Here is an 8,586-nt window from a genome sequence, read left to right as displayed (position 1 = left end):
ACCTTCTGGGCGAAGCCGAGGCGGCCGCGGCATTGTCCACCGGCTTCACCTTCCTGCAGATTTCAGACAGCCATATCGGCTTCGACAAGGCGGCCAATCCGCATGCGATCGATACGCTGAAGGAGGCGATAGCCAAGATCAAGGCACTCAAGACAAAGCCCTCCTTCCTGATCCACACCGGCGACATCACCCATCTTTCCAAAGCAGCGCAGTTCGACAACGCAGCCCAGATCATCGGTGGCTCGGGTTTCGACGTGCGTTATGTTCCCGGCGAACATGATGTCATCGATGAGGGCAACGGGCAGGCCTATCTCGAACGTTACGGCAAGGGCACCAAGGGTGCCGGCTGGTACTCGTTCGACCAGAACGGTGTGCACTTCGTCGGCCTCGTCAACGTCGTCAATCTGAAGGCCGGCGGGCTTGGCAATCTCGGCGCGGACCAGCTCGCCTGGCTGGCCGACGACCTGAAGCCGGTCAGCAACTCCACCCCGGTCGTCGTGTTTGCGCATATCCCGTTGTGGGCCGTCTATCCGGAATGGGGCTGGGGCACCGACGACGCGGCACACGCGCTCGCTCTACTCAAACGTTTTGGCTCGGTCACTGTGCTGAACGGCCATATCCATCAAATCATGCAGAAGGTCGAAGGCAATGTGACTTTCCATACTGCGCGCTCGACGGCCTTTCCGCAGCCGGCACCGGGCACGGCTCCGGCACCGGGGCCAATGACGGTCGAACCAGGCAAGCTTCGCGGTTTGCTCGGCACCACCTCCGTTGCGGTGAAGCAGGGCGGTGGCGAGCTTGCCATCATCGATCACACGCTTGCCGAAGCTTGAGTGGAAAGCCGAAGGAGCATTCGCATGATCCGTTCAGCTCTACTCGCGGCGATCGTTGTGGGCCTTGGCCTGGCCGCCATGGATGCACCTTTGCTCGCGGCCGATGCGCCGATGGTGAAGATCGAAAACTTCGCCTTCACGCCGCGAACATTGACCGTGAAAGCCGGGACGACGGTCACGTTCCGCAATGACGACGACATTCCGCATCTGGTCGTATCGAGCGATGGCTCCTTCAGGTCCAAGGCGCTTGACACAGGCGACACCTATGCCTTCACCTTTACCAAGGCTGGCGACTTCCCCTATTTTTGCGGGCTACACCCGCATATGCAGGGCAAGGTCACAGTTACTTTTTGAAAGCCGTCCGCGAACCTTGTTGGGAGTCCCGGATGATACGGCTGTGTTGAGCGGCAATGTTTCGGCCGAACGCTTTGGTGAGGTGGTTCTGCCTCATCTTGGCGACGCTTTGGCGCTGGCGCGCTGGCTGACCGGCAATGCGGTGGACGCCGAAGACGTGGTGCAGGAGGCCTGTCTCAAGGCCTATGCCGGCATCGGCAGCTATGCCGGCGGCAATGCCCGCGCCTGGTTATTGAGCATCGTGCGCAACACCTCTTACTCGTGGCTCTCGCGCAACCGGCCACGCAGTATCGTTGCTGTTGGAGATCTCAGCGATCTCGACGAGATGGCCGCTTCGCAGGACATTCAGCCCGTCGATGGCCCCGAGGCGGCCCTGATCGCCAAAGCCGACATCGCGGCACTTGAAGCGGCCATAGCATCCCTGCCGCACCAATATCGGGAAATTATCGTGCTGCGCGACATCAACGACCTCAGCTACAGGGAGATCGCAGCAATGCTTGACGTGCCGCTAGGCACGGTCATGTCCCGCCTTTCGCGAGCCCGAGTAATGCTGATTTCGCAACTTGGGGGCAATCATGATCGAAGATAACGGACTGCCGACCAATTCGCCTGACATGCGCCTTCYGATCCATGCCCTGGTCGATGGCGAACTCGACGCTGCAGCGGCCTTGGCGCTTGAGCGGCGCATGGCGAGCGATCCGGTCCTTGCTGCCGAACATGCGCGGATCGATGCGCTCCGCACCGCTGTTTCCAGCTTGCCCAGGCCCGAGATCAGCGACGCTTTTCGGGCGCGCATCGCCGAACTCGCTGCACACAAGCAGGCGGCAACGAGGCCGGCAAATGACAGCTTCCGTTTGTCGGGTTGGCGCGCCCTGGCCGCCTCGGCGCTGGTCTCGGCTGCCGTGGCAAGCGGTGCCACCTACTGGATGACGGCGCCCATAGCGCAGGACAGCTTCGCCACGGCAATCGCCAGCAGCCATCGTCGCAGCCTTCTGGCGGCTAGCGCGGTGGACGTCGCTTCTTCGGACCGCCATACGGTAAAGCCATGGCTGGACGCCAGGATCGGAGTCTCGCCACCGGCGCCCGACCTTGCGAAAGATGGATATTCACTTCTCGGAGGCCGGGTCGAAGTGATTGGGGACAAGCCGGTGCCGGCGCTCGTTTACCGTCACAATGAGCACCTGATTACGCTTGTCGCGGTGCCACAGGAGATCGCCGTAGCGCCAGCCGAGGCGGCTCTTTCGGCGAACGGGTTCTCGCTGGTACGCTGGAACGATGGCGCTTTTTCCTATTGGGCAATCTCGGATACGGAGCGCCCCGTCCTCGAAGATTTCGTCCACCGCTTCCAGGCAGCGGCCGTCGCAGGTTGACCTGTCGCGATGCCACTTCAAATTTGGGCGGCGAGGCGGCGATGGCGGCCTCTGGCAAACCCCTCAGCTGTCTCCGTCGTGAGTGCCGGCATGAGACGCGTCATCCGCAAGAAGGTTCTGCGAATATTCCAGCAAGCGCGCCTGTACCTGCGCCAGCCGCCGATCGGCCAGTGTCGGCCGGGCCTTTTCCTGCCGGGCTTCGCTCGGCGTCATGCCGAAGCGGGCGCGGAATGCGCGCAGGAACTGAGAGCTGCCGGAAAAGCCAAGCCGAGAGGCCATCTCGGTTATCGAGCGCGACGGATGGCCAGGGCGCACAAGCTCGCCATAGGCCGCATCCAAGCGCCTTTCGCGCACTACCCTGGCGACGCCCCCATCGGTGGCGAACGTCCTGTAGAGGTGGGCCCGTGATACGCGGAAACGCCGCATCAGCAGGGTCGGCCCCAACTCAGGTTCAGACAGATTTGCGTCGATGAAATCGAGCACGCGTCGGCGGAGCACATGTGCAAGTGCCTGGTCGCCTATTGCGCCGTCAGGGAGCTGGCGCGCCAGGCCGCATGCCAGCAGATCGATGGCGGCTCCCTCAAGGGCAAGCATATCGGCATGCTCCATCTCAGCCGACACGTTCGACAGGCTGACGATGAAATCCGTCAAAAGCCGCGTGACGGGAGACCCTGCCTTGAGCACTTCGCCATGCAGGCTGTACCCGTCAGCCGCTTTATCGACGCGCTCGCGCGGCAGGACGATCGAAATCGTCGATCCGGCGCGTGCACTGCCTTTGAAGGTGCGGGCAAGGTCGAAGACCCAGATGTCGCCCGGATCGACGGAGATCATGCGGCCGTCGCAATCGCCCAGGAGCGAACCGGAGACGAAAAGCTGCACCAGATAATGGTCGAGCCCACTCTGCAAGACGATGCGCCGATCCCGGCTGTAGCGTTGTCCGTTGAATGTCGTCGCCCCCAGCAGTATCGTGTTCAGTGACCGCGACAGGATTGAGCCTTGCAGGGTGTCTTCGTCCCCGTCGCCTWGCGTCGCCTCGAAATAGGGCTTGGCGATCTCGCGCCAGACTTCGTCGCGCAGGCCCGGTTCGACGAAGTCCGTCGAAAGCAGCACTTCGTCAGCCACTATCGGATGTCCGTTCCAGCTTGTCCCATCGTTTTTTCCCTCGCCAAGGCCGAAACCTCACCTGACGGTTGGTAAGGTGATTTGATGTCGTGTTCCACCTATTCTTGCGTGCGTCGAAGACGATCAGCACGGCCCGGTAGAAGCGCGGTGAATGGCTTGAGACAAAATGCATAGAAAAATGAGACATGGCGCCGCTTCGATATAGCCAATTCTATGCGAATGCTCCCCTTGCGGCGGGTATCTTGAGGGATCAGTTCTGCGGCAGCTTGCTGCATGCATTCCCCCCTGACAGGAAGGCTCGTATCAGACCAGCGATCCGGGCTTCAGAAATGCGGCTTCGGGCAGGAGCAGCCATGCCTATCGTCACCAAGACCATTTCCGCCGATCACCCATTCGGTAGCCTATATGGCCTACCACGTTGTGCGGTGTCACATTCTGTTCTGGTTTTGTCGCTGGCGATTGCCACGATAGCGTCAACTCAGGCGCAGGCACAGAACATCAGCTACGGCAATGGCGAGGTGAGAACCACGGGCGTTACCGCCCCTTCAATATTGACCGTGGGGGTGGGGGCCAGCGCAACGCAGTCGGGCGCCATCACCGGGGCCGGAGGCGCCACCAAGGCGGGCGACGGCACACTGACCCTGACGGGCGCGAGCAGCTACGCGAGCACGACGATCTCCGGGGGCGGGCTGCGCATCAGTGATGGTGGCACGGTGGCAAACAGCGGCACGCTGTCCCTGACCGGCGCCAATGCCGGCCTGATCATCAGCGGGATTGGATCGAAGCTCACCACGGGAGCCAGCCTCGGCGCCATTGGTTCTGCGGCCGGTGTCACGATGACGGTTGAAAATGGGGGCATGTTCCAGAACACCAGCGGAAACGTCAACGTCGCGAATGTGGCGGGTACAAAGGCGACATTGAACTTGATCGGAGATGGGTCGGAGTTCAGAACGCAATCCGCCATCAGCTCGCTGCATGGCAACGCCACCTACAATATCCTCGACGGCGGCGCGATCATCCATGGGGGGCAGATCGCCATGGGCGCCGGTGTTGCGGGCGCCGGGTCGGGAAGTGCGACGATCCTGATCTCCGGCACCGGGTCACGCTGGCAAAGCTCGCTCGGCTTTTTTGGGAATGTGTCGCTCAGGATCCTCGATGGCGGCTTGATGCAGAACGGCAATATGTCGATCGGCCATCTCGCCGGCAAGACCTCCAACATCCTGATCTCGGGCGCCGGTTCACGGCATAGCGTCAACAGCCTGATCTTCGGGACCAACGGAACTGGCATCATCACCGTTGCGGACGGCGGCACCTTTTCCTTTGTCGCAGTCGCGCCTTCGCGCGTTCTGACGATCAACAAGGGTGGGACGATCAACATCGGCGGCGCGGTTGGCGAAGCGGCAACGGGCGCGGGCCATTTGGATGTCGCCTCCATCACCCTTGCCGGCGGCACGGGTGCGCTGAATTTCAACCACACCAACAGCGACTACGCCTTCGCACTGCCTATGTCCGGCAATGGCAGGATCAACCAGACCGGTTCGGGCACTACGCGCCTCGAAGGCGACAGCTCGGGCTTCACCGGCGCAACGACTGTCCGCGCCGGCACCCTTTCCGTGAACGGCATCCTCGGTGGCACCATGGACGTGCTTGGCGGACGCCTGCAAGGCACTGGCACGGTCGGCGCAACGACCAACAATGCCGGCGGTATCATCGCGCCGGGCAATTCGATCGGCACATTCACCGTCGCCGGCGACTACACTAGCAATGGCGGCGCATTGGAGATCGAGGCCAAGCTCGGCGCTGACAATTCGCCAACTGATCTGCTCGTCGTCACTGGCGACACCATCCTGGGCACCGGCGCGACCAAGGTGCGGGTCATCAATGTCGGCGGCGCCGGCGCCGAAACCACCGGCGACGGCATCAGGATCGTCCAGGTCGACGGCGCTTCGGCGGCCGACGCTTTCGTGCTCAACGGCCCGGCAATTGGCGGTGCCTATCGCTATAATTTGTTCCAGCACGGCATCACCAACCCGGCAGATGGTGACTGGTACCTGCGCGCTGGTGGCCTCGCGCCCACCGTGCCGGTCTACGAAAACTATCCGCAGGTGCTGCTTGGCATGGTGGCGCTGCCGACGCTCGAGCAGCGTGTTGGCGAACGCGTGCGCAATGCGGTGAATGGCGGCGCGATATCGCGCGAGGCCGCCATTTGGACTCGCATCGAGGCAGCGCACGGCCATGTCGAGGCCGATACTTCCACTGCCAATGCCGCCTATGACGCCGACACAGTCTTGGTGCAGGCCGGTTTCGACGGCCAGCTCTACGAAGGCACTGCCGGCATGCTGATTGGCGGGCTGACGGCGCAATATTCGCACGCTACAGCCGACATCTTCTCAAGCCTCGGCGATGGCTCGAACACCACCGAAAGTCATGGCATTGGCGCCAATTTGACCTGGTATGGCCAGACTGGCTTTTATGTCGACGGCCAGGCGCAGGTGGCGACCTTGCGCTCCGACATGAGTGCTGTTGGCATCGGCACAATCGGCGACGGCATCCACGGCAGCGGTTATGCGCTCAGCCTCGAAGCCGGACGCAAGATTGCGCTCGACGCCACGTGGTCGCTGACGCCGCAGGCGCAGCTGGCCTATGCCTCGGTCGATTTCGATGCCTTCACCGATCCGTTCGGCGCCAATGTTGCCCTGCGCCAAGGTGACAGCCTCAAGGGCCGCCTCGGTGCTGCCGTCAATTACGATGCCGATACCAGCGGCAACCACGTTTACGGCATCGCCAACCTGACCTACGAGTTCCTCGACGGCACCTCTGTCGCCGTATCAGGTGTCAACGTCGCCTTCGAGCCCCAACGCTTCGGCGGCGAACTCGGCTTCGGCGGCACCTACAAATGGGCCGGCGGCAAATATGCCCTGCACGGCGAAGCGCTGGCCTCGACCAGCTTTGAGGGCGGCTACGGCTTCAAGGGCGTTGTCGGCTTTACCGCAGGGCTTTGAGTACGCGCGTCTGGCCAGGTCACGCCGGGAGCCGACGTAAGGGGGTTTTCCGCCAGTTGTCTCGAATTTCGTGATTACTTCTTGCTATGCGTGACATATAACAGGGCACGTGTAGCGGAAGAACAGCCATGAGACGGTCTGACCCAGACAATGACGACGATCAGAGATCATCGTCAACGGTGAAAAGCGTCGAGGTTGCGGTCGAGATTCTCGATGCGCTCGCCGATGCCCCGGGGCCCGTGCGCGTGACCGAGCTTGCGCGTTCGCTAGACATGACCAAGGCTAGGGTTTCCAGGCATCTGCAGACACTGACGCGCCTCGGACTTGTCGACCACGCCAGGGAGGGCGAGGGTTACGTCTTCGGCCGCAAGCTGTTCAAATTCGGCCGCGCGGCCGTCTACCGCAGCAACGTCGTCGAGATCGCCCGACCTTATCTCAGCGAATTATGCGCACAGACCGGGCATACAGCGTTGCTGACCACGCCGATCAAGGGCGGTGCGATGGTCGTGCACGCCGTGCCAAATCCGTTCGAGCCCGGAATCATGGTGCAGCCCGGCATGGTGCTCAGCCTGCCCGGATCGCCGGCCGCTCGGCTGTTTTATTACTTCGAAAACAAGAAGCCGGTGCCGCCTCGGGTCGTCGAGAATTTGTCGGCCCACGGTGTCGATTTCGAAACCGACACGCGCGGCAACGGGCTCGGCGGCATCGCTGCCCCGATATTCGAAGCCGACGGCCAGATTTGTGCCTCGCTGGGGGTGATCCTGTCGTCGTCGCTGCTTGTGCCCGAGCCGGACGTCCAGCTGCTCGCGACGGTCCGGTCGGTGGCGAGCGAGATCCAGAAGCGTTACGCCGACGGCGTCACCCCGCCGCTGATGCCCCGGCAATCAAGCTGATCACAGGTGCTTTGCCGGCCGCAGGTAAGTCCGCGAGCCGGCAATTCAATCATGCTTTGGGGACGGTGCGCGACCCGGCCTCGAGCTGGACCAGCGCCTTGGCTGGATCAAAGACCACGCCCATCGGATCCTTGCCTGTTGCCACCGCATCGACCTGTTGGCGCAGGACGCGCCTGAGCATACCGATGCCTTGATCGGTCGAGGTCAGGTTTTCTTCCGAGTGGAAGGTGATCGGTCCTTGGCCGACCTGGGCCTCATAGTCTCCCGGCAGCTTCTGGTGTTCCTGCTCAGAGAGTTCCTGCCAGAGTTTGCCGGCATATTTCGAGCGGATTTTTGCCAGCGTGCCGGCTTCCGTGACGCGGCCGACCGAGTAGATGCGGAACGAAGTGTTGTCCATCGGCAGCACCCAGCCGAGCAGAGTGCAGGGTCCGTCGACAGTCGCGACCGGGCTTGCGACAGCGCGCACGGTGGGTACCACCGCCTCGGTGATGCGCTGATGTTCGCCGGCTTCCAAATCGCGTAATTGCAGGCTCGACACGCCGCGCGGTGTGTAGTGGAAGGTCACGCGCGGCATCAGGCTCATCTTGGAATTGAACTGATCGCCGCTGAAGGAGCCGTGCAGGATCGGCACATGGAATGGGTCGAGCACGTTTTCGTAGTGCTGGAGCCAGTTGCAATCGACGATGACAGGACCACCGCTGCCGATACTGCTGTCATCGGTTTCCAGGAACTCGCCGTCCGCAAGACCTTCAAGCACATCGTAGCTCGGCAGCACGGGCTTGCGGTCGAGCGGGCCCATATAGGCGAAGATCAGGCCATACTTCTCTCCAAGCGGATAGTGCGGCTGGCGGACATGGCCGCGGGTCTTTTCGCCCATTTCCGGTTCGCAGGGCTGTTCGAGGCAATTGCCTTCGGTGTCGAACAGCCAGCCATGGTAGCAGCAGCGAATGCCAGTTTCTTCGACGCGGCCGTAATAGAGCGAGGCGCCGCGATGCGCGCAGCGCGGGTGGAC

8 protein-coding genes are annotated in these 8,586 nt (G+C 62.3%); 6 read left to right on the top strand and 2 right to left on the bottom strand.

Annotated features, from left to right (window positions below):
- The 4 genes from AC1DUU_RS15270 to AC1DUU_RS15255 all read left to right on the top strand — a co-directional run.
- Positions 1–833: metallophosphoesterase family protein (locus AC1DUU_RS15270; RefSeq protein ID WP_476784255.1), on the top strand; the 833-nt coding region annotated here is incomplete at its 5' end.
- Between the two features lie 24 nt (positions 834–857).
- Positions 858–1,187, top strand: coding sequence for a cupredoxin domain-containing protein (locus AC1DUU_RS15265; RefSeq protein ID WP_476784254.1), 330 nt, complete (start codon positions 858–860; stop codon positions 1,185–1,187).
- Between the two features lie 46 nt (positions 1,188–1,233).
- On the top strand, positions 1,234–1,776 hold the full coding sequence (locus AC1DUU_RS15260) for a sigma-70 family RNA polymerase sigma factor (protein WP_476784253.1): 543 nt from the start codon (positions 1,234–1,236) through the stop codon (positions 1,774–1,776).
- Positions 1,763–2,557 carry an anti-sigma factor family protein gene (locus tag AC1DUU_RS15255; protein WP_476784252.1) on the top strand — a complete coding sequence of 265 codons (795 nt, stop codon included), beginning with the start codon at positions 1,763–1,765 and terminating at the stop codon, positions 2,555–2,557. Before AC1DUU_RS15260 ends, AC1DUU_RS15255 begins: the two co-directional genes overlap by 14 nt.
- Positions 2,558–2,620: 63 nt before the next feature.
- On the opposite strand, the gene AC1DUU_RS15250 is transcribed toward AC1DUU_RS15255, so the two are convergent.
- Positions 2,621–3,679 carry a helix-turn-helix domain-containing protein gene (locus AC1DUU_RS15250; RefSeq protein ID WP_476784251.1) on the bottom strand — a complete coding sequence of 353 codons (1,059 nt, stop codon included), beginning with the start codon at positions 3,677–3,679 and terminating at the stop codon, positions 2,621–2,623.
- Positions 3,680–4,032: 353 nt separating this feature from the next.
- On the opposite strand from AC1DUU_RS15250, the gene AC1DUU_RS15245 reads away from it, so the two are divergent.
- Positions 4,033–6,681, top strand: coding sequence for an autotransporter family protein (locus AC1DUU_RS15245; protein WP_476784250.1), 2,649 nt, complete (start codon positions 4,033–4,035; stop codon positions 6,679–6,681).
- Positions 6,682–6,809: 128 nt separating this feature from the next.
- Entirely contained in the window at positions 6,810–7,574 is a 765-nt protein-coding gene (locus AC1DUU_RS15240; protein ID WP_476784249.1) for an IclR family transcriptional regulator, read from the top strand.
- Between the two features lie 49 nt (positions 7,575–7,623).
- On the opposite strand, the gene AC1DUU_RS15235 is transcribed toward AC1DUU_RS15240, so the two are convergent.
- The coding region (locus tag AC1DUU_RS15235; RefSeq protein ID WP_476784248.1) for a Rieske 2Fe-2S domain-containing protein at positions 7,624–8,586 on the bottom strand (963 nt) is incomplete at its 5' end.

It is taken from the genome of Aminobacter sp. P4_H6_2 (assembly GCF_056400805.1).
This window is presented reverse-complemented; position numbering and strand designations above follow the sequence as displayed.

Bases quoted from the DNA above. Each gene is read 5' to 3' on its own strand.
- AC1DUU_RS15265 (WP_476784254.1), top strand. From the start codon at position 858: ATGATCCGTTCAGCTCTACTCGCGGCGATCGTTGTGGGCCTTGGCCTG.
- AC1DUU_RS15245 (WP_476784250.1), top strand. From the start codon at position 4,033: ATGCCTATCGTCACCAAGACCATTTCCGCCGATCACCCATTCGGTAGC.
- AC1DUU_RS15240 (WP_476784249.1), top strand. From the start codon at position 6,810: ATGAGACGGTCTGACCCAGACAATGACGACGATCAGAGATCATCGTCA.